Source organism: Streptomyces clavifer (assembly GCF_036345975.1).
GTDB classification, from domain to species: Bacteria; Actinomycetota; Actinomycetes; order Streptomycetales; family Streptomycetaceae; genus Streptomyces; species Streptomyces clavifer.
The window spans coordinates 2547733-2571655 of sequence record NZ_CP107793.1 but is presented as its reverse complement, the minus strand read 5'-3'; the positions used below and the strand labels follow the sequence as shown (position 1 = coordinate 2571655).

Below are 23923 nucleotides of genomic sequence, written 5' to 3'. Positions count from 1 at the left end.
CCCACCACCCGGGCGGGAGGGTGTCAATGTGCGTGGCCGTTGTGGCGCATATGCCTGATGTGTCACACGGTGCGGCACGCTGGTGCCACCTGGTGACCCGCCGAGTGACCGAAAACAGCCCATACCTGGCGTACCGCAGAACGTAGTGTGACCCACAGCACGTCGGGCTCGTTGTCATAACGCCTGTGTCACGCCTGTGCCTGCTTCCGCACCCACTGGGTAGGCCTGCTGTGTCCTGTTGTCCACGGCCAGGAGGCCACCGTGCCCGCATCCGCGCAGCTTCTGCTCTCCGCCCTCTCCAAACAGGTACCGAGCCCGGCGGCTCCTGCCCCGACCGACGCACCCCCGATGATCAGCGAGCTGCCGCTCGTCCAGGTGCGCCACCTCAGCGGTGAACCCGTGTTCGCCGATGCCGCTCCGTTGACCAGCGAGCCTCCGCTCGCCGACGCCACACCTCTCACGAGCGAGCCTCCGCTCGCCGCCGTCGCCCCTCTGACCAGCGAGCCGACAGCACCCGGCACCGCAGGGGGCATGGAGTCCCCAGGAGTCTGAATGGGCTTGTCCCGGCTCGCCGCACTGCACGGCGTCGCCACCTCCTTCTCCCCGTCCGCGGACGTCACGGTGTCCGTCCCCGACGACACGGTCACGGCCGTGCTCGCCGCGCTGGGCGTCGCCGCGAGCACCCCCGCGGACGTACGGAGATCACTCGCCGCGGCCGAATCGGCGGCGGCCTCCCGACTGCTCCCCGCGACGGTGGTGACCTGGTCGGGGGAGCCGCTGCCGGAGGCCCTGGCCGGGCTTCCGCCCGGTGCCACCCTGACGGTCGATCCCGAGCACGCGCCGGGGTGCGCCGACGCCCCGCAACTGCGGATGCGCGTCACGCCGGCGCGCGCGACGCCCCCCGGCGAGAGTCCGCCGCTCACGCCGCACTGGTGGACCGCCCCGCCCCCGGGAGTCCACCGGCTGACCGCCCGCGCACCGGACCACCGCTACGCCACCGCCACGCTCGTCGTCGCACCCGACCGCGTACCCCAGCCCCCCGAACGTACGCACGGCTTCCTCGTCCAGCTCTACTCGCTGCTCTCCGCCCGCTCCTGGGGCATGGGCGACCTCGGTGACCTGGCCGACCTCGCCGCCTGGTCGGGCCGGACCCTGCGGAACGGCTTCGTCCAGGTCAACCCGCTGCACGCGGCCGTTCCCGGCAGGCCCACCGACCCCTCCCCGTACCGCCCCTCCTCGCGGCGCTTCCCCGACCCCGTGCACCTGCGCATCGAGTCGGTCCCGGAGTACGGACACGTGACCGAGCCCGGCCGGGCCGCCCTGGACGACCTGCGCCAGGACGCCGCCGCACTCGGCGAAGCCGTGCTGAACAAGGGCGCGCTGATCGACCGGGACGCCGTCTGGGAGCTCAAGAAGCAGGCCCTGGAACTCATCGCCCAGGTGCCGCTCACCCCCGGGCGCAGGGCCGCCTACTGCGACTTCCTGGCCGAGCAGGGACAGGCCCTCGAGGACCACGCGCTGTGGTGCGCCCTGGCCGAGGTGCACGGCTCCGACTGGCGCGGCTGGCCCGCCGGACTGCGCGACCCGCGCTCCCCGCAGAGCGCCCGCGCCCGCACCGACCTCCTCGAACGGGTCGACTTCCACTGCCGGCTCGCCTGGCTGACGGACGATCAGCTCGCCGCCGCCCAGACCGCGGCGCGCGACGCCGGGATGGCCGTCGGGATCGTCCACGACCTCGCCGTCGGCGTCCACCCCGAAGGGGCCGACACCTGGGCCCAGCAGGACGCCTTCGCGCACGGCATGTCCGTCGGCGCGCCCCCGGACGCCTTCAACGCCCACGGCCAGGACTGGGGGCTCCCCCCGTGGCGCCCCGACGCGCTCGCCGCGTCCGACTACGCCCCGTACCGAGACCTCCTGCGCGGCCTCCTCTCCCACGCGGGCGCCCTGCGCATCGACCACGTCATGGGCCTCTTCCGGCTCTGGTGGGTGCCCGAGGGCAGGCCGCCCACCGAGGGCACCTACGTCAGCCAGGACGGCGAGGCGATGCTCGCCGTCCTCGTCCTGGAGGCGCACCGTGCCGGTGCCGTCGTCATAGGGGAGGACCTCGGCACCGTCGAGTCCGGCGTACGCGAGGCGCTCGCCCGGCGCGGGGTGCTCGGCACCTCCGTCCTCTGGTTCGAGCGCGACTGGGACGGCACCGGACGCCCGCTCGCTCCGGAGAAGTGGCGCAGCGGCTGTGTGGCCACGGCGACCACCCACGACCTGCCGTCCACCGCCGCCCGGCTGACGGGCGACCACGTGACGCTCCGCCACCGCCTGGGCCTGCTCACCCGGACCCTGGAGCGGGAACTGGCCGAGGACGCCGCCGACACCGCCGAGTGGCTGTCCTTCCTGGCCCGGCTCCGGCTGCTGCCCGAGGGCGAGGGCGACGAGGAGGCCGCCGTCCGCGCCGTCCACCGCTTCCTGCTGCGCACCCCGGCCCGGATGACCGGAGTCTGGCTCCCGGACACCGTGGGCGACCGCCGCCCGCAGAACCTTCCGGGCACCTGGGACCAGTACCCCAACTGGCGCCTGCCCATCGCCGATGCCGAGGGGCACCCCGTCACGCTGGAGGAGATCGCGGCCTCACCCCGGCTGCACCGGCTGATGGAGGTGCTGAGACCCGGTGCGGGCCGGCCGTAGGGCACGTACGGCACCCCCGGACGCGCGCCGCTCACGGGCGTTCGCTACGTTTGCACCGTGGACAAGAAGAACGCTATGCGCGCCGGCGCCGTCGCGGCCGGTACGACGCTGATGATGCTGCTCATGTCGTCCCCCGCGCTCGCTCTCACCCGCGACGACGGTGACGACCCGGGTCAGGGGATCGGGCTGGGCGAGACCCTCGGGGTCTTCGTCGCGCTGCCGATCTTCCTCTTCCTGGTGATCGTCGGACTGGTCATGGTCCTCGACAAGTCCAAGAAGGTCTAGGGGCCCGCTCTTCACGGATGCGCCGCACGGTACCCCGTACCATGCGGCGCATCCGCATGTCCGGACACCGGTAGGTTGCGGCCATGACCGAGTGGGACCTCAAGAAGCTCCGCATCCTGCGCACGCTGCGCGACCGGGGCACCGTGACCGCCGCCGCCGAGGCGCTCCTGATGACCCCGTCGGCCGTCTCGCAGCAGCTCTCGAACCTGACCAGGCAGCTCGGCGTACCCCTCCTGGAGGCGCAGGGCCGCCGCGTCCGGCTCACCGATGCCGCGCATCTCGTGCTGCGCCACGCCGAAGAGGTCTTCGCCCAGCTGGAACGGGCGGACGCGGAGCTCACCGGCTATCTGCGCGGCGAGGCGGGCCACGTGCGGGTCGGCGCCTTCTCGACGGCCGTCCCGGCGCTCGTCGTGCCCGCCGTGCGGCTCCTGGGGGCCGAGGACCGGCCGGGGCCCCGGGTGCGGGTACGGGAGGCCGAGGCGGGCCGGGCGTACGAGCTGCTCGCGGCCGGTGACGTGGACCTCGCGCTCTCCCTGGCGGCGCACGCCCCGACGGCCCGGGACCCCCGCTTCACCCTGCTGCCGCTCCTGGCCGACCCCCTGGACGTGGCGCTGCCCGCGGACCACCGCCTCGCCCGGGCACCGGGCCTGCGGCTGGCCGATCTCGCCCGCGAACCATGGATCTTCGGCGGCTCGGACCCCTGGTCGGAGATCACGAGAGCCGCCTGCCAGGCGGCGGGCTTCGTGCCCGAACAGGCCCACAGCGCCTCCGGCTGGACCGCGATCCTCGCCCTGGTGGAAGCGGGGATGGGGATCGCGCTCGTGCCCCGGATGGCGTCCGCCCCCGACCGGCCCGGCGGGGTGGCCATGCGGGTCCTGGCCGCGGACCGGCCGCACCGGCACGTCGTGGCAGCGGTGCGGCAGGGGGCGGAGCAGCGCCCGGCGGTCGCGAGGGTGCTGGAGGCGCTGCAGCGGGTGGCCGACCTTCGTTAAGTAGAGCTGAATAAACAGTGCGAAAAGATTCGATGGACCTGATGGGTTCGTGGGGGCGACAGTCGGTCCGTGACCACCGACGCGCACGAGACCACATGCCAGGACCCCCACGCCAATGACGCGGCGCCCTACGGCGGGGGCGACCCGTACGCCGACTACCGCACCGCCACCGCCCTCCCCTTCACCGACCTCGTCGACCTCGCGGACCGCCGCCTAGGCGCGGGCGTCATCGCGGCGAACGACGAGTTCTTCGCCGAGCGCGAGAACCTGCTGATCCGGGAACCCGCCGTCTTCGACCCCGAGCGCTTCGGCCACAAGGGCAAGATCATGGACGGCTGGGAGACCCGCCGCCGTCGCGGCGCGGACGCGGACCACACCTTCCCGGCCGCCGAGGACCACGACTGGGCGATCGTGCGCCTCGGCGCCCCCGGGATCATCCGCGGCGTCGTCGTGGACACCGCGCACTTCCGCGGCAACTACCCGCAGCGCGTATCCCTCCAGGCAACGGCCTTCGAGGGCGCCCCGAGCCCCGAGCGGCTCCTCGCCGACGACGTGGAGTGGGAGGAGCTCGTCCCGCCGTCCCCCGTACGCGGCCACGCGGCCAACGCCTTCGAGACCGACGGCGACCGCCGCCACACCCACGTCCGCCTCCGCCAGCACCCCGACGGCGGCATCGCCCGCCTCCGCGTCCACGGCGAAGTCGTCCCCGACCCGGCCTGGCTCGCCGCGCTGGGCACCGTCGACCTCATCTCGATCCTCAACGGCGGTATCTACGAGGACGCGTCCGACTGCTTCTACTCCTCGCCCGCCCAGATCATCCTGCCCGGCACCTCCCGCAGGATGGACGACGGCTGGGAGAACCGCCGCCGCCGGGTCCGTGACACGAACGACTGGGTCCGCTTCCGCCTCCCCGCGCAGGGCGCGGTGCGCGCCGTGGAGATCGACACGGCCTGTCTCAAGGGCAACGCGGCCGGCTGGATCGGCCTCCACGGCCGTGACGGCGACACCGGCGAGTGGTCCGAGATCATCCCCCGCACCAGGCTCCAGCCCGACACCCCGCACCGCTTCGTCCTGGACACCGAGGCCGTGGTCACCCACGTGCGCCTCGACACCTTCCCGGACGGCGGCGTGGCCCGCATGCGCCTGCACGGCTCCCTGACGGAGAAGGGCGCGGCCGAACTGGCCCGCCGCTACCAGGAGTCCGGCGCCTGACGCCCCGCCCGGCGGACGGCCGCGCGTCAGTGCCCGCCCGCCGGGCGGTTTCCACGCCCCGCACGACGAAGGGGGCGCTCCCTCGCCGGAGGCGCCCCCTCGTCCACGTACGGGAGGCCGCTACGCGGAAGCCGCCGCGGCGTCGGCCGCCTGCGCCTTCAGCGCACGCTCCACGCCCGCCCGGGACTCCGACACCAGCCGCCGCAGCGCCGCACTCGGCTCCGCCGAGGCCAGCCAGGCGTCCGTCGCGTCCAGCGTGGCCTGCGAGACCTGGAAGGCCGGGTACAGGCCGACCGCGATCTGCTGGGCCATCTCGTGGCTGCGCGAGTCCCACACGTCCTTGACGGCCGCGAAGTACTTCTCCGTGTAGGGAGCCAGCAGCTCACGCTGGTCGGACTCCACGAAGCCGTTGATGACGGCCTCCTGGAGGGAGTTCGGCAGCTTGTCGGACTCGACGACCGAGGCCCACGCCTCGGCCTTCGCCGCCTCGGAGGGCTGCGCCGCACGCGCGGACGCCGCGTGGCACTCGCCCGCCGCCGTCCTGTCGCGCTCGTACTCCGCCGCGATCTCCTCCTCGTCCAGCAGGCCGGACGCGGCCAGCCGCTGCACGAACGCCCAGCGCAGCTCCGTGTCGACGGCCAGGCCCTCGATCTCCTCGGTGCCGTCCAGCAGCGACTGCAGCAGGTCCAGCTGGAGCGGCGTGCGCGCCGTCGCCGCGAAGGCACGGGCCCAGGCCAGCTGGTGGTCGCTGCCCGGAGCCGCCGCGCGCAGGTGCGCCAGCGTAGCGTCCGTCCACTGCGTCAGGCCGGTCTCACGCCACTCCGGTGCGGCGTACATGTCCACCGCCAGCTTCACCTGGCGGTGCAGCGACTGGACGACACCGATGTCCGACTCCTTGCCGATCCCCGAGAGGACCAGCGCCAGGTAGTCGCGCGCCGCCAGTTCGCCGTCGCGCGTCATGTCCCAGGCCGAGGCCCAGCTCAGGGCACGCGGGAGGGACTCGGTGAAGTCGCCCAGGTGTTCGGTGACGACGGCCAGCGACTCCTCGTCGAGGCGGACCTTCGCGTACGACAGGTCGTCGTCGTTGAGCAGGACGACGGCCGGGCGTGCCGTGCCGGCCGGGTACGGCACGGTGGTGCGCTCGCCGTCCACGTCCAGCTCGATCCGGTTCGTACGGACCAGCTTCCCGGCCGCGTCGAGGTCGTAGCAGCCGATCGCGATCCGGTGCGGACGCAGCGTCGGCTCGCCCTTCGCACCCGCGGGGAGTGCCGGAGCCTCCTGGAGCACGGTGAACGAGGTGACGTGGCCGTTCCCGTCCGTCTCGATCTCCGGGCGCAGGATGTTGATGCCCGCCGTCTCCAGCCACGCCTTCGACCAGGTCTTCAGGTCACGGCCGGAGGTCTCCTCCAGCGCGCCCAGCAGGTCCGAGAGGCGCGTGTTGCCGAACGCGTGCGCCTTGAAGTACGCCTGCACGCCCTTGAAGAAGGCGTCCTGGCCGACGTACGCCACGAGCTGCTTCAGGACCGAGGCGCCCTTGGCGTACGTGATGCCGTCGAAGTTCACCAGGACGTCGTCCAGGTCGCGGATGTCCGCCATGATCGGGTGCGTCGAGGGCAGCTGGTCCTGGCGGTACGCCCACGTCTTCATGGAGTTGGCGAACGTGGTCCAGGAGTGCGGCCACTTCGACCCCTCGGCGTACGCCTGGCACGCGATCGAGGTGTACGTGGCGAAGGACTCGTTCAGCCAGAGGTCGTTCCACCACTCCATGGTGACCAGGTCGCCGAACCACATGTGGGCCAGCTCGTGGAGGATGGTCTCGGCGCGCGTCTCGTACGCCGCGTCGGTCACCTTGGAGCGGAACACGTACTGGTCGCGGATGGTGACCGCGCCGGCGTTCTCCATCGCGCCCGCGTTGAACTCCGGGACGAAGAGCTGGTCGTACTTGGCGAACGGGTACGCGTAGTCGAACTTCTCCTGGAACCACTCGAAGCCCTGCCGCGTGACCGCGAAGATCTCGTCCGCGTCGAGGTGCTCGGCCAGAGAGGGGCGGCAGTAGATGCCGAGCGGCACCGACTGGCCGTCCTTCTCGTAGCTGCTGTGCACCGCGTGGTACGGGCCCGCGATCAGGGCCGTGATGTACGTGGAGATGCGCGGCGTCGGCTCGAAGGACCAGACGTCGTCCTTCGGCTCCGGCGTCGGCGAGTTGGAGATCACGGTCCAGCCCGACGGTGCCTTCACGGTGAAGCGGAAGGTCGCCTTCAGGTCGGGCTGCTCGAAGCTCGCGAACACCCGGCGGGCGTCCGGCACCTCGAACTGGGTGTACAGGTAAGCCTGTTCGTCGACCGGGTCGACGAAGCGGTGGAGGCCCTCACCGGTGTTCGTGTACGAGCAGTCGGCGACGACCTTGAGCTCGTTGGCGCCGGCCCGGAGGTGCTGCAGCGTGATCCGGGAGTCCCGGAAGACGGCGGCGATGTCCAGGTCCTTGCCGTTCAGCACGATGTCGTGCACCGCCGGGGCGACGAGATCGATGAAGGTCTCCGCACCCGCCTCGGCGGAGTCGAAGCGCACGGTGGTGACGGACCGGTAGGTCCCGCCCTCCTGCGCTCCGGAGAGGTCGAGATCGATCTCGTACGCGTCCACGGTCAGCAGGCGCGCCCGCTCCTGTGCCTCTTCGCGGGTCAGATTCGTGCCAGGCACGCGGTCATCTCCTTGATATGCGGTGTTTCTGGCCATCCTTCCACGTAGGGCGGGGCAACGCGATGTCCGTTTTCCGCCGGGCCTTCGCAGGTCTTCGGGCCACCCTCGGACCATGACGACCTACGAGGCACGGCCTATCGGGCCGGATGCCCTGAAAGAGCTCCGCGCGAGCGACGACGCCGGGCGCCCCTGCGTCCCCCACGCGGCCGCGGAGGGAGGCGATCCCCTTCGCTGCTGCCTGCGCGGCGCCGAGCCGGGGGAGCGGATCGCCCTGGTCTCCTACGCGCCGCTGCGACGCTGGGCGGCGGAGACCTGGGGGCGCCCGGGGGCGTACGACGAGCAGGGCCCGGTGTTCATCCACGCCGAGGAGTGCGAGGGACCGGCGGGGGGCCGGCCCGGTTATCCGTTCTCCCGGGCGGGCGCCCTGCGCACGGTCCGGCGCTACGACGCCGACGGCAGGATCGTCGGAGGCCGGCTGCTGGAGATCCCGGCCGACGAGGAGAGCGGCTTCGACGCGGCCTTCGCGGAGGCGTTCGCGGACCCGGAGGTGGTGCTGGCGCACGTGCGGGCCGTGGAGTACGGGTGCTTCCACTTCGAGGTACGGAGGGAGGGGCACGTGGGGCAGCCACTCGATTCCTGCCCCGGGTAGGACAAGTGGCACGAATACCGGTGCCGGCCTGCCGCGGCAGGATGTCGCCTTCATCGATCGACCGACCGACCGACCCCGATACGGCGCTGCGCCGCACCCCGCCCTCCGGCCCGGGTGTGGACGGCGAGAGGGGGTGGCCACCGGAACCCGGTGGCCACCCCCTCTCGTACGAAGCCGGCGGGCGGGCGTCAGCCCTTGAGCTCCGCCGCCACCAGCTCCGCGATCTGCACCGCGTTCAGTGCCGCGCCCTTGCGCAGGTTGTCGTTGGAGACGAACAGCGCGAGACCGTGCTCGACGGTCTCGTCGACCCGGATCCGGCCCACGTAGGAGGCGTCCTGGCCGGCCGCCTGGAGCGGGGTCGGGATCTCGGAGAGCTCGACGCCCGCGGCGTCCTTCAGCAGCTCGTGGGCGCGCTCGACGCTGATCGGACGGGCGAAGCGCGCGTTGATCTGCAGGGAGTGGCCGGAGAAGACCGGGACCCGGACGCAGGTGCCGGACACCTTGAGCTCCGGGATCTCCAGGATCTTGCGGGACTCGTTGCGGAGCTTCTGCTCCTCGTCCGTCTCGAAGGAGCCGTCGTCGACGATGGAGCCGGCCAGCGGCAGCACGTTGAAGGCGATCGGACGCTTGTAGACACCCGGCTCGGGGAAGTCGACCGCGCCGCCGTCGTGCGTCAGCTTGTCCGCGTCGGCGACGACCTTGGACACCTGGCCGTGCAGCTCCGCGACACCGGCGACACCGGACCCGGACACCGCCTGGTACGTGGCGACGGTCAGCGCCTCCAGACCGGCCTCCGTGTGCAGCGGACGCAGCACGGGCATGGCGGCCATCGTGGTGCAGTTCGGGTTGGCGATGATGCCCTTGGGGCGGTTCGCGATCGCGTGCGCGTTGACCTCGGAGACCACCAGCGGAACCTCGGGGTCCTTGCGCCAGGCGGAGGAGTTGTCGATCACCACGGCGCCCTGGGCGGCGACCTTCTCGGCCAGCGCCTTCGAGGTCGCGCCGCCGGCGGAGAACAGCACGATGTCCAGCCCGGTGTAGTCCGCCGCGGAGGCGTCCTCCACGGTGATGTCCGTGCCCTCGTACGTGAGGGTGGAGCCCGCGGAACGCGCGGAGGCGAAGAGCCGCAGTTCGGCGACGGGGAACTTCCGCTCGGCCAGGATCCTGAGCATGACAGTGCCGACCTGACCGGTGGCGCCGACGATTCCGACCTTCACTGGGACTCCCTCACAGATGCGAACGGGCACGGTTGCCGTTCCATGATGTGTCTGTCCAGGGCTTCCTTGTCCAATCCATTGTCCGGCAGACGGACAGGACGCGGACAGAGCTGTGGGGCGGGAGCCCTTACGAGCCCCCGCCCCACAGTCCGTGCGTGTCGTGCGGATCACACGGTCACGGCCGTTACGGCGTGACCTTCTCGATCACGACGCTGCCGGTGCCCGCCGCGGTGCCGCGGGAGTTCACCAGCTGGACCTCACCGAAGAACTGACGGCCCTCGGGGGCCGCTCCGGCGACCACGACCTCGGCGCCGACCTGGGCGGACGCGCCGTTGACCAGGTTCACGGTCTTCGACTCGTCGACCTTGATCGCGCCGAGCGACGGGGCGTAGTACACGTCCCGGTAGTCGTACTCGGTGGTCCCGGCCGGGACCGAGTAGCCGTCGATCACGACGGTGTAGGTGCCGGCCGCCGGCTTCACGAGGCTGACGGACTCCTCCGAGCCCGCCGTGGTCGAGCTGCCGACCTCCACCCCGTTCCTGAGGACGTACAGGTCGATGTCGGCGTTGGCGTCCGAGGTGCCGCCGATGGCGACGTCCAGCTTCTCGACGCCCGCACCGATGGTGACCTCCTTGACGTACTCGCCACCCGTGGAGATCGACGGACGCTCCACGTCGGCCGAGCCCAGCGAGCCGCCCTTGAGCTTGCCCTCCAGGTCACCGGCGTTGTTGGTGACCGTCCAGTCCACCGCGGCCGGGGTGCCGATCTTCGCCTCGGCGATGGTCTGCACCGCCGGGTCGAAGGAGGCGCCGAGCAGCGTGACATCCAGCTTGTACGGGTTGTCCAGCAGCGGCGACGTACGGCGGGACTCGACCTCGATCTCCCAGACGCCGGGCTGCGGGTCCTTGTAGGACCGCGTGTCCGGGCGGCAGGTGTTGGCCGGGCTCTCGTAGTTCGGGTAGCAGTAGATCGTGGCGCTGTCCTCCACCGCGACCCCGTAGGGGTGGATGGAGATGAACCGCGTCTGGCTGCCCGAGCGCAGGGCGCTCAGCGCGACCTCGAGGGTCTCGGCACCCTCCGGCACGTTCAGGAAGTACGACGTGGTGCCGTTGCGCTGCACCGAGCCGGACGTCGAGAACGCGTACGCCGGCTTCACCAGGTCCTTGGCGACGACCACCGTGGAGAGGATCTGCTGGTCCACGCCGACGGTCTTCTTGTCGTCCACCTGCAGGATCGCGCTGTGCACGCCCGCACTGCCGGGCTTCGCCGTGACCTTCACGGTCACCGGCTTGCCGAGCGGCAGCGAGACGGTGCTCGAACCGGTCAGCTTGAAGGTGCCGTCGTTGTTCTTCCAGGACAGCTTGTGCGCGACGGCGCGGTCCGGACCCGTGGTGCGGGTGACGGTGACGTCGTACGACTTCTTCTGGCCGGCCTTCAGGCCGCCCTCACGGTCGTACAGGCCCGTGCCGAAGCCCGGGGTCTTCAGCGCGAAGTCGATCGCGGTGTCGACCGGAGCCTTCACCGTGTACTCGTGCGCCGCGGCGCCCTTCTTCTCGATCTGCTTCCAGGCGCCGACGATGTCGATCAGACCGGCACCCTGGGCGTGCGCGGGCACGCCCGTGATGTGGGTGGCGGTGCTGGTCAGCGCGGTGCGCAGGTCGGCCGGGGGCAGCTCGATGTTCTTCTGCTCCGCGGCGGACAGGAGGAGCGCCGTGGCGCCCGCGGCCTGCGGCGAGGACATCGAGGTGCCCTGCAGCATGGAGTACCCGGCGGGGAGCGAGTATCCCGCCTCCTTGACCGGACCGCCGGCCGACCAGGTCTGGGTGGTGTTGATGGACGCACCCGGAGCCGTCAGGATCGGCGCGAAGCCGCCGTCCTCACGCGGACCGCGCGAGGAGAAGGGCAGCATGCCGTACTTCTTGGTGACGTGGGAGCCGTAGTTGGCGGCCCAGGTCTCCTTGGAGATCGACGCGCCCACCGAGATGACGTGGTCGGCGAGGCCGGGGTCGCCGATGGTGTTGACGCCCGGGCCGTCGTTGCCGGCCGAGATGACCAGCTGGACGCCGTAGATGTCGATGAGCCGCTTGTAGAGCTCGGCGCGGGCGTTGTTGCCGTCGTTGAGGGCCGGCAGGCCGCCGATCGACATGTTGACGACGTCGACACCGCGGTTCACGACGAGGTCGATCATGCCCTCGGTCAGCGCGATGTTGGTGCAGCCGCCGGACCAGGTGCAGGCGCGCGAGGAGACGACCTTGGCGCCGGGCGCCGCGCCGTTCATCTTGCCGCCGAACAGGCCGTTGGCCGCCGTGATGCCCGCGACGTGCGTGCCGTGCGAACCCTCGATGACACCGATGCTCACGAAGTCGGCCCGGTCGCCGGCCGCGTTGAAGACGACGTTCTTGCGGTTCTCGACGACGAATGGGATGCGCTCGGCGACCTCGGTCCGCGGGTCGTCCGTGCCGAAGTAGGCGACCTGGTGCTTGTCCTTGTAGGGCTTCAGCACGGCGTCGTCGGCGAAGTCGGCGTTGCTGTTCAGGTCGACCCGCGTGGTGCCGGTGACCGGGTCGTAGAGCACGCCCCACACGTCGGTGGTGTCACCGTCGCGGTTGAGGTCGCCCGCCATGTCGCCGCCCCGGGTGGCGGCCTCCTTGAACAGGCTGAACTTGTACGTGCCCGCCGGTGCCGAGTACGTCGTGCCGCCGCTCGTGAACGTCGGGCCCGCCACACCTTCGACCATCTTCAGCCAGGTGCCGTCACCGTCGTTCACGGGGTCGGTGGCCGTCACCCAGTCGACGATCTTGCGCTCGCCGGTGGTGGTCTTCTGGAGGGCGGGGTGGGAGACGTCCACACCGGAGTCCAGGACACCGATGGTGATGCCGCGGCCGTCGGCCTTCGGGTGCTGCTTCACGAAGTCGACCGCACCCGTCTCGAAGGACGGGTTGTACGGGTTCTTCGCCGGGGTGTTCTTCCCGGGCGCCGGGTAACTGCCCGTCGCCTTGGCCTGCTTGGCCCCGGCCGTCCGGTCGCCCGCGGGCGTCGGGTCGTCCAGCACGATCTCCTGCTTGAGATCGATGCCGTGGACGGACGACAGCTTCTGGGCCGCCTTGATGGTGGCCTCGGCCGTGGCCGTCGGCACGGTCGCCCGGACGTAGCCGAGCTTGTCGTACGTCTGTCCCAGCACGGACCCCTTGACGGCGTCCAGCTGCCGGGCGACCTGCTCGGTCGCACCGGGGGCGGTGGCGACCATCATGGTGACGTTCTTCTCGCCCTCGGCCTCGGCCTTCGCCAGCACGTCGGCGTCGGCCGCACCGAGCTTGTCACCCGTGTCGCTGGTGGCGGCGGGCTTCACCGGCGTGGTCGCCGGGTCGTCCGCGGCGAAGACCGGAGCGGCGCCGGAGGCGGCCAGCGCGGCCGCCAGACCGGCGGCGGCCGCGATGCGCGCCGCGCGTCTCGCCCCGGGTATGGAGCTGGGGGATTCCTTGGTCATCAGCATCCCTGTGTGTGAACGAAAGAGAGAGTCCGGAATTCGGTACCCGATGACCGCTCAGCCTTTCGCAAATGACAGGGGTTTGTGGAGACTTGACGGGTGTGAGAAACGCACATGGCGTAGATCCGCCACTGTTTCCGGTGCGCCACACGGGACGAACGGGGTGGAATCGCCGCTCAGCGCGGCAGGACCACCACATGGGCGGCGGGCTCGCGGTCCTCGGCCGCCATCATGGCCGTACGCACCACCACGGCCTGCTGCGCCGGCGTCTCGCGCAGCTTCCTCGGTGTGACCCGGACGACCGTGACCCCGAGCCGCTCCAGATGCTCGCGTTCCGTGGTGAAGGCGACGTCCTCCTCGGAGAGGGCGGCGGGCCCCTTGCGGGGCGCCCGGGTGCCGAGCTCCAGCGCGACGGCCTGCTCGGGCCAGTACGCGTCCACCGTGCCCAGGAGGGCGCCACCGGGCAGGCACAGGTCCACGTTCCACAGCGGCTCCGGAAGGCCGTGGCCGCGCACCATCGCGTAGAGCCGGCCCTCCGCCACCGCCCGTCCCTCGGCGAGCAGCGCGTCGACGGCGCCGACCACGTGTGTCCGGCCCAGCAGTCGCGCCGCGCCGAGCTCCCGTACGACCGCGGCGGGCTCGCAGTGCCCGCCGCGCACCGCCTCCGTCAGGATCCGGTGCACCGTGCGCGCGTCCGTGAGCGTGGAGACCGCGTCCGCGAGGGCCCGCTCCACCGGGGCCAGCGGTACCCCGAGCCGGTGCTCCGGGCGAGGCAGCGGGGCAGCTCGCGTCACCTGGACGAATCGGGTGGAGCGCAGCCGCCTCGTGCGCGGCACCAGCACGTCGATCCGGTGCAGCGCGATCACCGGCGGGGCGGCCTCGAAGCCGTACAGGGCCAGGGCCGCGAGCCCGGTGACCATCGCCTCGCCGTACCCCGGGCCGGACCGGTCGGGTGCGGTCCGCCGCGCGGACGCCGGCGGGCGCCCGGCGTACAACAGGGCGCCGTGCACCCGCTCCTGGCTTGTCGGCGGGCCGGGGTCCAGGAGGTACACACCGGGGAGCAGCTGCTGCCACGATCCACCGGGCAGGCACTGCGCGGCGGTCTGCGCGGCGGTCACGCCCCGGGCACGCAACTGCTCCGTGGACCACACGCGCGGGCGCACCTCGTGGAGGGTGCGGGGGGACAGCGGGGTGTTCTGGGTCATGTCCGGGAGGTTCCCGCAGGCCCACGTGTCAGTAACCCGTGTTACACGCTCGTTGACATTCCAGGACAACACCGTCCTAAAGTACGGAAGTTCGAAGGTCGAAAAGAGTGGTCGCGCCGGGGATGGTGCGGCGTGCGCCCCGCACTGGCGTACGGGGCGCACGGACCGGCGGGCGCCGCGCCCAGCCGGGGACGCGCGCCGGGCCGGATCAGACCTCCGCGTCGCGCTCCTGGCCCCGCAGGGCGCGGGCCAGGTCGTCCCGCGCCTCCAGGACCAGCCGCCGCAGTGCCGGGGCGGCGGCCGGGTGCGAGGTCAGCCACGCGTCCGTCGCCGCGAGCGTCGCGGGGTCGTCCTGCAGTCCCGGGAACAGTCCCTTGACCACATCCATGCCGATCTGGATGGACCGCTGGTCCCACACCCGCTCGACGGCCTCGAAGTACGAGGCGGTGTACGGCGCCAGCAGCTCCCGCTGCGAGGGCTGCGCGAAGCCCGAGATCGTCGCCCCGACGAGGGCGTTGGAAAGCTTGTCCGACTCGACGACCGCCGCCCAGGCCTGCGCCTTGACCGCCGCCGAGGGGCGGGAGGCCAGACACCGCACGTGGTGACGCTTGCCGGACGCCGTGTCGTCGCGGGCCAGTTCGGCGTCGACGACCGCCTCGTCGGCCACCCCGTGCGAGACCAGCGGGGAAAGGAACGCCCAGCGCAGCTCCTGGTCGACGTCCAGGCCCTCGATCACGGCCGAGCCGTCGAGGAGGCCGCCCAGCAGCTCGAAGTCCGCGTCCGAGGCGGCGACCGACGCGAAGAAGCGCGCCCACGTCAGCTGGTGCTGGCTGCCCGGCTCCGCGAGACGCAGTTCCCGCAGCGCCCCCTCGGCCAGCGCCCGGCCGCCCTCCTCGCGCCACGCGGGCGCGGCGTAGTGGTCGAGCGCCGACTCCGCCCAGGCGTGCAGCATCTGGAGCACGCCGATGTCGGACTCCCTGCCGGCGGACGCCAGAACCAGGGAGACGAAGTCGCGGGCCGGCAGAACTGCGTCCCGGGTCAGGTTCCACAGGGCGGACCAGCACAGCGCCCGGGCCAGCGGGTCGGTGATGTCGCCCAGGTGCTTGCGCAGCGTGGCGAGGGACCCCTCGTCGAAGCGCACCTTGCAGTAGGTGAGGTCGTCGTCGTTGACCAGGACCAGATCCGGCTTCTCGCCACCCGCCAGCTCGGTGATCACGGTGCGCTCACCGGCGACGTCCGCCTCGGCGCGCGCGTACCGCACCAGCGAACCCTCCGGGGTCAGCCGGTACAGACCGATCGCCACCCGGTGCGGGCGCAGCTCCGGGTGGGAGGCGGCCGCTTCCTGGACGACCGCGAGCTCGGCGATCCGGCCCGCCGCGTCGTACGTCACGACGGGTGTCAGGACGTTCACGCCCGCGGTCTGCAGCCATGAGCGCGACCAGGCGGTCATGTCGCGCCCCGACGTCTCGGCCAGCACCGACAGGAGGTCGCCCAGCCGGGTGTTGCCGTACGCGTGCTGCTTGAAGTAGCGGCGCGCCCCCTCCAGGAACGCGTCCCGTCCCACGTACGCCACCAGCTGCTTCAGCACCGAGGCGCCCTTGGCGTACGTGATGCCGTCGAAGTTCAGCTTGGCGTCCTCCAGGTCACGGATGTCGGCCGTGATCGGGTGGGTGGACGGCAGCTGGTCCGCTCGGTAGGCCCAGGCCTTGCGGTTGTTGGCGAAGGTGATCCAGCCGTCGGTGAAGCGGGTGGCCTCCACCATCGAGAACGTCCCCATGAAGTCGGCGAAGGACTCCTTCAGCCACAGGTCGTCCCACCACCGCATGGTGACCAGGTCGCCGAACCACATGTGCGCCATCTCGTGCAGGATGACGTTGGCGCGCCGCTCGTAGGACGCCGAGGTGACCTTGCCGCGGTAGATGTACTCCTCGCGGAAGGTGACGCAGCCCGGGTTCTCCATGGCGCCGAGGTTGTACTCGGGCACGAAGGCCTGGTCGTACTTCCCGAACGGGTACGGGTAGTCGAAGTGGTCGTGGAAGAAGTCCAGGCCCTGCTTGGTGATCAGGAAGATGTCGTCCGCGTCGAAGTGCCGCGCGAGGCCCTTGCGGCACATCGCGCCCAGCGGGATCTCCAGCTTCGAACCGTCGTCGAACGTACGGGTGTAGAGGTCGCTCTCGCAGTGGTAGGGACCCGCGACGACCGCCGTGATGTACGTCGAGATGGGCTTGGTCTCCGCGAACCGCCACACCTCGCCCTCGTGGAACTCCTCGGCGCCGTTGGAGCGGACCGTCCAGTCCTCGGGGGCCGTCACCTCGAAGCGGTACGGGGCCTTCAGGTCGGGCTGTTCGAAGTTCGCGTAGACGCGCCGGGCGTCGGCCGGCTCGTACTGGGTGTAGAGGTAGACCTCGCCGTCCTCCGGGTCGACGAAGCGGTGCATGCCCTCGCCCGTCCGGCTGTAGGCGCACCGCGCGTCGACCACCAGGACGTTCTCGCCCCCGGCGAGACCGTCCAGCGCGATCCGGGTGCCGTCGAAGACGGCCGCCGGGTCCAGCGCCCGCCCGTTCAGCGTCACCGTGCTCACCGCCGGGGCCACCAGGTCGGCGAAGGTCGAGGCCCCCGCGCGCGCGGCTCGGAAGCGGATCGTGGTCACCGAGCGGAAGGTGCGCGGCGCCTCCCCGTCGGACTCACCGACGGCGGAACGCAGGTCGAGGGCGACCTCGTATCCGTCGACGGTCAGCAGCTCGGCCCGTTCACGGGCCTCGTCGCGGGACAGGTTCTCACCGGGCACGGAGCACTCCTTTGTGACTCATTTACTGCTTATTCGAACACCCTGGATCCTCCCATGCGGCCGCCGGCGCCGGTGAGCGGGAATGGTGGGAGCGCCCCGTGGCGTTCCGACCCCAGGTGCGAGACGACCTTCTGAGGAGAGATATGCCCGAGAACAGCACGTCGAACGGCAGGACGCCCGCGGACTTCTGGTTCGACCCGCTCTGTCCCTGGGCCTGGATGACCTCCCGCTGGATGCTGGAGGTGGAGAAGGTCCGTGACGTCGAGGTCCGCTGGCACGTGATGAGCCTGGCCGTCCTCAACGAGAACCGGCTGGACGAGCTGCCCGAGGAGTACCGGGACATGCTGGCCACCAAGGCGTGGGGCCCGGTCCGCGTCGTGGTCGCCGCCCGCGAGAAGCACGGCGACGAGGTCGTCGGCCCTCTGTACACGGCCATGGGAACCCGCTTCCACAACAAGGGCGAGGGACCCACCCGCGAGGCCGTCGTGGCGTCGCTGGAGGACGTCGGCCTTCCGGTGGAGCTCGCCGAGTACGCCGACTCCGACGCGTACGACGCCGAGCTGCGCGCCTCCCACCAGGAGGGCATCGACAAGGTCGGCCAGGACGTCGGCACCCCGGTCATCGCCGTGCCGGGCCCCGACGGTGAGCAGATCGCCTTCTTCGGACCGGTCGTCACCCCCGCCCCGAAGGGCGAGGACGCGGCGAAGCTGTGGGACGGCACGCTGCTGGTGGCGTCGATCCCCGGCTTCTACGAGATCAAGCGGACGCGTACGCAGGGTCCCGTCTTCGACTGACCCGCCCCGCGCGGTACGCCGCGGGCCCGGGATTCCCGGGACCCGCGGCGTACCGCGTTCCGGCGCCGTCGGGACCTGCGGCGTACCGCGTTCCCGATTCCCTCCGGGCGAGGCCTTGCCGACCGCTCGGACCGTCGTTCATGCTCTGGCCCATGCCAGCCGCCACCCCTCAGGACGCAGCCACGCCGCTGCCTCGCACCGTGCGGGTCGGCTACGGACTCGGCTCCCTGTGCACCGGCACCTTCGCCACCGTGCCCGGCCTGATCCTCCTCTACTACCTCACCAACGTCCTCGCCGTGCCCGCCGCCGTCGCCGGGGCCGCGGTCTTCCTGCCCAAGGCCTGGGACGTCCTGATCAACCCGCTGGTCGGCGCCCTCTCCGACCGCAGCGCACTGCGCGGCGGACCGCGCCGCCCGTTCCTGCTGATCGGCGCCTGCACCCTGCCGCCGCTCTTCGCGCTGATCTTCGCCGCGCCCCCGCTCCGGGGCGCCGCGGCCGCCGGGTACGTCGCCGTCCTGTTCCTGCTCGCCGCCACGGCGTACGCCGTCTTCCAGGTCCCGTACGTGACGATGCCCGCCGAGATGACCGAGGACCCGCGGGAGCGCGGTCGCGTCCTGGGCTGGCGGGTGGGGTTCCTCGGCGTCGCGATCCTGCTGTCCGGCGCGCTCGCCCCCGCGATCGCGCACGCCGACGGGGACACCCCGGAGAGCTACCGGCTGATGGGCATCGCCGTCGCGGTGCTGCTGGCCGTCGGCATGTTCGGGGCGTGGGCCGCCACCCGGCGGGCCCCGGCGGTCGCCCGCAGCGAGGCCGAGCCCTCCCTGCGGGCCCAGCTCGCCACCGCCCGCTCCCACCGCCCCTTCCTGTACCTGGCCGGGATGTGGACCCTGCAGGCCCTCGCGATCGGCGTGATGCTCGCGGGCGTCCAGTACTTCGCCACGTACACCCTCGGCTCGGCCGGCGCGGTCACGCCGCTGTTCGCCTGTCTGATCGGCCCGCTGGTCCTGTGCATGCCGCTCTGGAACCGGCTGGCCCGCCGCAGGGGTGTGACGTACGCCCAGTGGTGCGCGTCCCTGCTCTACACCGCGGGGGCGGTGGTCCTCGCCTTCACCGGTACCGGCGGCCCCGCCGTCGGCTACGCGGCGGTCGTCCTCGTCGGCATCGCCTACGCCGGGCTGCAACTGCTCCCCCTGACGATGCTCGCGGACACCCTGGCCGCCGACGCCGCCCGCACCGGAAAGCGGCGGGCCGCGACCTTCACCGGGTTGTGGACCGCCGCCGAGACCCTGGCCTTCGCCCTGGGCGCCGGGGTGTTCGCCCTGGTCCTGGCCGTGACGGGCTTCCGCTCCTCCGACGCCGCCCACCACGTGGACCAGCCGGACGCCGCGCTGACCGGGATCACCGCGGGGATGAGCGTGCTGCCCGCCGTCCTCGCGCTCGCCAGCCTCTGGCTGCTGCACCGCTACCACGAGCCCCCGACCGAGCCCGTCCCCCTCGAGGAAGAGCCAGCCCGTGCCGACTGACCCCGCATCCGCTCCCGCCCGCGCCCTGCCCGACGGACGCCCCGCCGCCGACGTCCTCGCCGAACTGCGGGCCCTGCGCGAGTCCGACGCGCCCACCCGGGGAGGCCGCACCTTCGCCTACGTCTACGACGCGGGCCTGGACGGCCTGGACGAGCTGGCGGCGGAGGCGTACACCGCCTTCGCGACGGTCAACGGACTCGACCCGACGGTCTTCCCGAGCGTCGCCCGGCTGGAGAACGACCTGGTCGCGGCGGTCGCCGCCCTGCTCGGTGCCCCCGGCGCCCAGGGCACGTTCACCAGCGGCGGCACGGAGAGCATCCTGCTCGCCGTCAAGACCGCCCGTGACCACGCCCGGTCGGTCCGCGGCGTCACCGACCCCCAGCTGGTGATGCCCTCCACCGCTCACGCGGCCTTCCACAAGGCCGCCGCCTACCTGGGTGTGGAAACGGTCGTGGTGCCCGTCGACCCGGCCACCTTCCGCGCCGACGCCGACGCCGTGGCCGCCGCGCTCACCGACCGCACCGTCCTCGTGGTCGCCTCGGCGCCCTCGTACGCCCACGGGGTGATCGACCCCGTCGCGGAGATCGCCGCAGCCGCCGCCGAGGCCGGGGTGCTCTGTCATGTGGACGCCTGCATCGGCGGCTGGATCCTGCCCTACCTGCGGCGCGGGGGGCGCGAGGTGCCGCCCTTCGACCTGTCGGTGCCCGGCGTCACCTCGCTCTCCGTGGACCTGCACAAGTACGCGTACGCAGACAAGGGCGCCTCCGTGGTCCTCTACCGGGACGCCGAGCTCCGCCGCCACCAGTACTTCGCGCACGCCGGCTGGCCCGGCTACCCCGTCGTCAACCCGACCGTGCAGGGCACCAAGTCCGGTGGTCTGCTGGCCCAGGCCTGGGCGGTGCTCCAGCACGTGGGGGAGGAGGGCTACACCGCCCTCGCGGGCCGGGTCGCCGAGGCCTCGGACCGGCTGCTGGCCGGGCTGAGGGCGACGGGTGGCGTGCGGGTGCTCGGCGAACCCGGCGCCGGGCTCGTCGCCTTCACCGTCCTGGGGGAGGGCGGCTGCGAAGCGGTTGCCGGTGCTCACGGCGCTCCCGACCTCAGCCTGCTGCTGCACCTCGCCGACGAGATGCGTGCGCTCGGCTGGTACCTCCAGCCCCAGCTCTCCTTCGACGGCCTGCCGCCCAACCTGCACCTCACGCTCACCCCCGCCACGGTCGGCCGGGTCGACGCCCTGCTCGACGACCTCGCGGCGGCCCTGGCGAAGGCCCGCGGCCTGCCGCCGGTCACCGTCGACCCCGGACTCGCCGAACTCGCCGCCGGGCTGGACCCGCAGACCCTCGGACCGGAGGAGGTCGCGGCCGTCCTCGCCTTCGCCGGACTCGGCGGCGGCGCAGGACTGCCCGGCAGGACGGCCCCCGTGCTCGTCCTGCTCGACGCCCTGCCGCAGGCGCTCAAGGAGCGGCTGCTCGCGGAGTTCATCGGCTCCGTGTTCCACGTCTGAGGGCGGCCCGGGCCCCGCGCCGGCGCACGCGGCGCCGCACCCGGCGCACAAGCGTGACGCCCTCGGGCGTGAGGCCCCCGGACATGGGAGAACCCCCGCGAGTCATGTCCTCGCGGGGATTCTCCGTTGATCCGCCTGCCGGGTGAAGGTTGAGAAGACGATCACGAGGCAGGACGCCCGGAGGCCGTCAGGGGGCCAGCAGGAGCACGTCCGCGCGCTCCTTGGCGGCGGCGTACCGCTTGGCCACGTCCTGCCAGTTCACGACGCGCCACATCGCCTCGATGAAGTCGACCTTCTGGTTCTTGTACTGCAGGTAGAACGCGTGCTCCCAGGCGTCGAAGACCAGGATCGGGACCGAGCCCTGGCCGACGTTGCCCTGGTGGTCGTAGACCTGCTCGACGATCAGCCGGCCGCTCACCGGTTCGTACGCCAGGACGCCCCAGCCCGAACCCTGCGTGGTCGCCGCGGCCTTCGTCAGCTGGGACTTGAAGCCCGCGTACGAGCCGAAGGACTCGGTGATCGCGTCGGCCAGGTCGCCCACACCGTCCGCGGCGAGGGGCTCGCCGCCGCCGTCACCGGTCATGTTGTGCCAGTAGATCGAGTGCAGGATGTGGCCCGAGAGGTGGAAGGCGAGGTTCTTCTGGAGGCCGTTGATCGCACCCCAGGCCTCCTTGTCCCGGGCCTCTTCCAGCTGCTCCAGGGTGTCGTTCGCGCCCTTGACGTACGCCGCGTGGTGCTTGTCGTGGTGGAGCTCGACGATCTGCGGGTTGATGACCGGTTCGAGCGCCGCGTAGTCGTACGGGAGTTCCGGAAGCGTGTACGTGGCCATGGGTTCGAACCCTCCAGCTGCTGGCGTGTTGTTATTGCAAGTTGTTCGCATCTGCAGGCTAGCAGCAGGAAGGTCGGAAAGTGATCAGCCTCCGGACCTAGGACCGGAGGCTGTCGCGCGCCGTCGCCGCCAGGTCCGGGAAGTCCGTGACGACCGCGTCCACCCCCTGGCCGAAGTGGAAGGCGTACTCCGCGAAGGCGTCACCGAATTCGGCCGGTACGGTGCCCCTGCGGTACGTCGCCGGGAGGTACTGGTTCTCGGCGCGGAAGGTGTACGCACCGACCTTCAGCCCCGCCGCGTGGGCGTCGGCCAGCAGGGTGAGCGGGGGCACGAGCGACGACTTGTCGGGCCCGATCCACTGCGCGTACGAGGCGATCTCGCGCAGCCCGGCCGGCGTCGCCATCTCCTGGTAGGTGACCGGATGGCCGTACGGACCGCCGCTCGCGCCCAGTGCCTGCCAGAGCGGGAGACCGAGCCGCGCCTCCGCCACCAGGTGGAGGCTGGACGGCTCGAAGGACTGGACGACGCAGTCCCGGGCGGTGAGGCGGTTGCGGCGGGCGGCCCGCACCAGCTCCGGTTCCAGCGGCAGGCCTATCGAACGGAAGTACGTCGGGTGCTTCGTCTCGGGGAACACCGTGATCCGGCGGCCGTGCTCCTTCGACAGCGCGCGGGCCAGGTCCACGACCTCCTGGAAGGTCATGACCTGCTCGCGCCCGTCGAAGACCGTGTTGCGGTTGCGGACCAGGGGCAACCGCTCCACGGCGCGCAGGGTCTTCAGCTCGGCGAGGGTGAAGTCCTCGGTGAACCAGCCGGTGACGGCACGGCCGTCCACCGTCTTCGTGGTGCGGCGGCCGGCGAACTCCGGATGACGGGCCACGTCCGTCGTACCCGAGATCTCGTTCTCGTGGCGCACGACCAGGACGTGGTCCTTCGTCGGGACGAGGTCGGGCTCGATCCAGTCGGCCCCGGCGCGCACCGCGAACGTGTACGCGGAGGCGGTGTGTTCGGGCCGCCAGCCGGCCGCGCCCCGGTGGCCGATGACGAGCGGACCGCGGGGCCTGCGGGTGCCGCCGGACGTGGCCGCGCCGGCCGGGGCCGCAGCGGCAGCCGACACGGCGGCCGTGGCCAGGAGAACCGAACGGCGCCTGGGGTGCTGGGACATGCTGTCTCCTCGTGGCTCTGGTGGGAGACCCACCAAAGCCACGAGGGGTTACGACAGGGCGGCCGGAGGCTTGCGGCAGCGTGTACGGGCGTGGGTAGAGCCGTCGGAGGGTGTCGAACTCCGACCGCCCGGAGGGGTGCGGGCCGGGACCCGAGGACGGGCCGGTCGGTGCGGTACCTCCGTGTGGCTGCCGGGCGAGGTGCTCGTCGGGCTCAGCGTCCCGGCCGGGGTGCGCCCCCGGGCGCGGCCGCCTCCAGCTCGTCGATGCCGCCGGACATGATCGTGCGGACGTGCTCGGTGATGTGCCCGGCGGGCCAGTCCCACCAGGCGACGGCGAGCAGCCGGGCGATGTCCGCGTCGTCGTAACGGGTGCGGATCAGTGTCGCCGGGTTGCCGCCGACGATCCCGTAGTCCGGGACGTCGCGGGTGACCACCGCGCCCGCGGCGATGATCGCGCCGTTGCCGATGCGCACGCCCGGCATCACGGTCGACCGGTAACCGAACCACACGTCGTGGCCCACCACGGTGTCGCCCCGGCCCGGCAGACCCGTCAGCAGGTCGAAGTGGTCGGCCCAGGAGCCGCCCAGGGTGGGGAACGGGAACGTGGACGGGCCGTCCATCCGGTGGTTGGCGCCGTTCATGAGGAACCGCACCCCGGTGCCCAGCGCGCAGAACCTGCCGATGACGAGCTTCTCCGGACCGTAGTGGTACAGCACGTTGCGGGTCTCGAACGCCGTCGCGTCATCGGGGTCGTCGTAGTACGAGTACTCGCCGACCTCGATGAGGGGCGAGGTGGCCAGGGGCTTCAGCTGCACCACCCTGGGCTGGCCGGGCATGGGGTGCAGCACCGTGGGATCGGCGGGGACGGGGGCGGGATTCATCCGGGCACTCTCCCAGAAG

General features: G+C 71.9%; 16 protein-coding genes and 1 pseudogene. 9 read left to right on the top strand and 8 right to left on the bottom strand.

From position 1 onward, the window contains the following. Positions 1-261 precede the first annotated feature (261 nt). The 5 genes and pseudogenes from OG927_RS11080 to alc all read left to right on the top strand — a co-directional run bounded on the left by OG927_RS11080 (position 262) and on the right by alc (position 5171). On the top strand, positions 262-552 hold the full coding sequence (locus tag OG927_RS11080; RefSeq protein WP_056785672.1) for a hypothetical protein: 291 nt from the start codon (positions 262-264) through the stop codon (positions 550-552). Continuing rightward, positions 553-2713 (top strand): annotated as a pseudogene (gene malQ, locus OG927_RS11075) (4-alpha-glucanotransferase); the annotation flags it as partial. Between the two features lie 26 nt (positions 2714-2739). Beyond that, a complete protein-coding gene (locus tag OG927_RS11070; protein ID WP_079099521.1) occupies positions 2740-2967 on the top strand; it encodes a hypothetical protein in 228 nt (75 codons plus the stop codon). A gap of 83 nt (positions 2968-3050) precedes the next feature. Beyond that, positions 3051-3959, top strand: a complete 909-nt coding sequence (locus OG927_RS11065; RefSeq protein ID WP_330320073.1) for a LysR substrate-binding domain-containing protein — start codon at positions 3051-3053, stop codon at positions 3957-3959. Between the two features lie 69 nt (positions 3960-4028). Next, positions 4029-5171, top strand: a complete 1143-nt coding sequence (gene alc / locus OG927_RS11060) for an allantoicase (protein WP_330320072.1) — start codon at positions 4029-4031, stop codon at positions 5169-5171. 120 nt (positions 5172-5291) lie between these two features. Here the strand turns inward: alc and pepN (OG927_RS11055) are convergent, their stop codons facing one another. Beyond that, complete coding sequence (pepN, locus tag OG927_RS11055) at positions 5292-7868, bottom strand: aminopeptidase N (protein ID WP_056785654.1); 2577 nt, start codon at positions 7866-7868, stop codon at positions 5292-5294. A 112-nt stretch (positions 7869-7980) separates the two neighbouring features. Here pepN (OG927_RS11055) and OG927_RS11050 point away from each other — a divergent pair, with 112 nt between their 5' ends. Continuing rightward, positions 7981-8517 (top strand): DUF1203 domain-containing protein, encoded by a 537-nt coding sequence (locus OG927_RS11050; protein ID WP_209470529.1) that lies wholly within the window; start codon positions 7981-7983, stop codon positions 8515-8517. 188 nt (positions 8518-8705) lie between these two features. Here the strand turns inward: OG927_RS11050 and OG927_RS11045 are convergent, their stop codons facing one another. The 4 genes from OG927_RS11045 to pepN (OG927_RS11030) all read right to left on the bottom strand — a co-directional run bounded on the left by OG927_RS11045 (position 8706) and on the right by pepN (OG927_RS11030) (position 17214). Continuing rightward, on the bottom strand, positions 8706-9734 hold the full coding sequence (locus tag OG927_RS11045) for an aspartate-semialdehyde dehydrogenase (protein WP_124282377.1): 1029 nt from the start codon (positions 9732-9734) through the stop codon (positions 8706-8708). Positions 9735-9918: 184 nt separating this feature from the next. Next, positions 9919-13227, bottom strand: coding sequence for a S8 family serine peptidase (locus OG927_RS11040; RefSeq protein ID WP_330320071.1), 3309 nt, complete (start codon positions 13225-13227; stop codon positions 9919-9921). A gap of 170 nt (positions 13228-13397) precedes the next feature. Continuing rightward, the gene (locus OG927_RS11035) at positions 13398-14426 is read right to left on the bottom strand and encodes a hypothetical protein (protein ID WP_124282378.1); all 1029 of its coding nucleotides are present in this window, start codon (positions 14424-14426) and stop codon (positions 13398-13400) included. Positions 14427-14634: 208 nt separating this feature from the next. Continuing rightward, on the bottom strand, positions 14635-17214 hold the full coding sequence (gene pepN, locus OG927_RS11030; RefSeq protein WP_330320070.1) for an aminopeptidase N: 2580 nt from the start codon (positions 17212-17214) through the stop codon (positions 14635-14637). A gap of 143 nt (positions 17215-17357) precedes the next feature. On the opposite strand from pepN (OG927_RS11030), the gene OG927_RS11025 reads away from it, so the two are divergent. The 3 genes from OG927_RS11025 (at position 17358) to OG927_RS11015 (ending at position 21032) form a co-directional block, all read left to right on the top strand. Then, positions 17358-18008, top strand: a complete 651-nt coding sequence (locus OG927_RS11025) for a mycothiol-dependent nitroreductase Rv2466c family protein (protein ID WP_056785630.1) — start codon at positions 17358-17360, stop codon at positions 18006-18008. Between the two features lie 152 nt (positions 18009-18160). Further along, positions 18161-19531, top strand: a complete 1371-nt coding sequence (locus OG927_RS11020; protein ID WP_330320069.1) for an MFS transporter — start codon at positions 18161-18163, stop codon at positions 19529-19531. After that, entirely contained in the window at positions 19521-21032 is a 1512-nt protein-coding gene (locus OG927_RS11015) for a pyridoxal phosphate-dependent decarboxylase family protein (RefSeq protein WP_330320068.1), read from the top strand. Before OG927_RS11020 ends, OG927_RS11015 begins: the two co-directional genes overlap by 11 nt. 187 nt (positions 21033-21219) lie before the next feature. Here OG927_RS11015 and OG927_RS11010 read toward each other — a convergent pair whose 3' ends face one another. The 3 genes from OG927_RS11010 to OG927_RS11000 form a co-directional block, all read right to left on the bottom strand. Next, on the bottom strand, positions 21220-21861 hold the full coding sequence (locus OG927_RS11010) for a superoxide dismutase (RefSeq protein WP_124282381.1): 642 nt from the start codon (positions 21859-21861) through the stop codon (positions 21220-21222). A 97-nt stretch (positions 21862-21958) separates the two neighbouring features. After that, a complete protein-coding gene (locus OG927_RS11005) occupies positions 21959-23023 on the bottom strand; it encodes a glycerophosphodiester phosphodiesterase family protein (RefSeq protein WP_330320067.1) in 1065 nt (354 codons plus the stop codon). A 212-nt stretch (positions 23024-23235) separates the two neighbouring features. Continuing rightward, a complete protein-coding gene (locus OG927_RS11000) occupies positions 23236-23904 on the bottom strand; it encodes a CatB-related O-acetyltransferase (protein WP_330320066.1) in 669 nt (222 codons plus the stop codon). Positions 23905-23923 lie beyond the last annotated feature (19 nt).

What these genes read in the sequence shown, in the direction of transcription:
- OG927_RS11065 (WP_330320073.1), top strand. Translation starts at nt 3,051, where the DNA reads ATGACCGAGTGGGACCTCAAGAAGCTCCGCATCCTGCGCACGCTGCGC.
- OG927_RS11050 (WP_209470529.1), top strand. Translation starts at nt 7,981, where the DNA reads ATGACGACCTACGAGGCACGGCCTATCGGGCCGGATGCCCTGAAAGAG.
- OG927_RS11040 (WP_330320071.1), bottom strand. Translation starts at nt 13,227, where the DNA reads ATGCTGATGACCAAGGAATCCCCCAGCTCCATACCCGGGGCGAGACGC.
- OG927_RS11035 (WP_124282378.1), bottom strand. Translation starts at nt 14,426, where the DNA reads ATGACCCAGAACACCCCGCTGTCCCCCCGCACCCTCCACGAGGTGCGC.
- OG927_RS11025 (WP_056785630.1), top strand. Translation starts at nt 17,358, where the DNA reads ATGCCCGAGAACAGCACGTCGAACGGCAGGACGCCCGCGGACTTCTGG.
- OG927_RS11020 (WP_330320069.1), top strand. Translation starts at nt 18,161, where the DNA reads ATGCCAGCCGCCACCCCTCAGGACGCAGCCACGCCGCTGCCTCGCACC.
- OG927_RS11010 (WP_124282381.1), bottom strand. Translation starts at nt 21,861, where the DNA reads ATGGCCACGTACACGCTTCCGGAACTCCCGTACGACTACGCGGCGCTC.
- OG927_RS11005 (WP_330320067.1), bottom strand. Translation starts at nt 23,023, where the DNA reads ATGTCCCAGCACCCCAGGCGCCGTTCGGTTCTCCTGGCCACGGCCGCC.
- OG927_RS11000 (WP_330320066.1), bottom strand. Translation starts at nt 23,904, where the DNA reads ATGAATCCCGCCCCCGTCCCCGCCGATCCCACGGTGCTGCACCCCATG.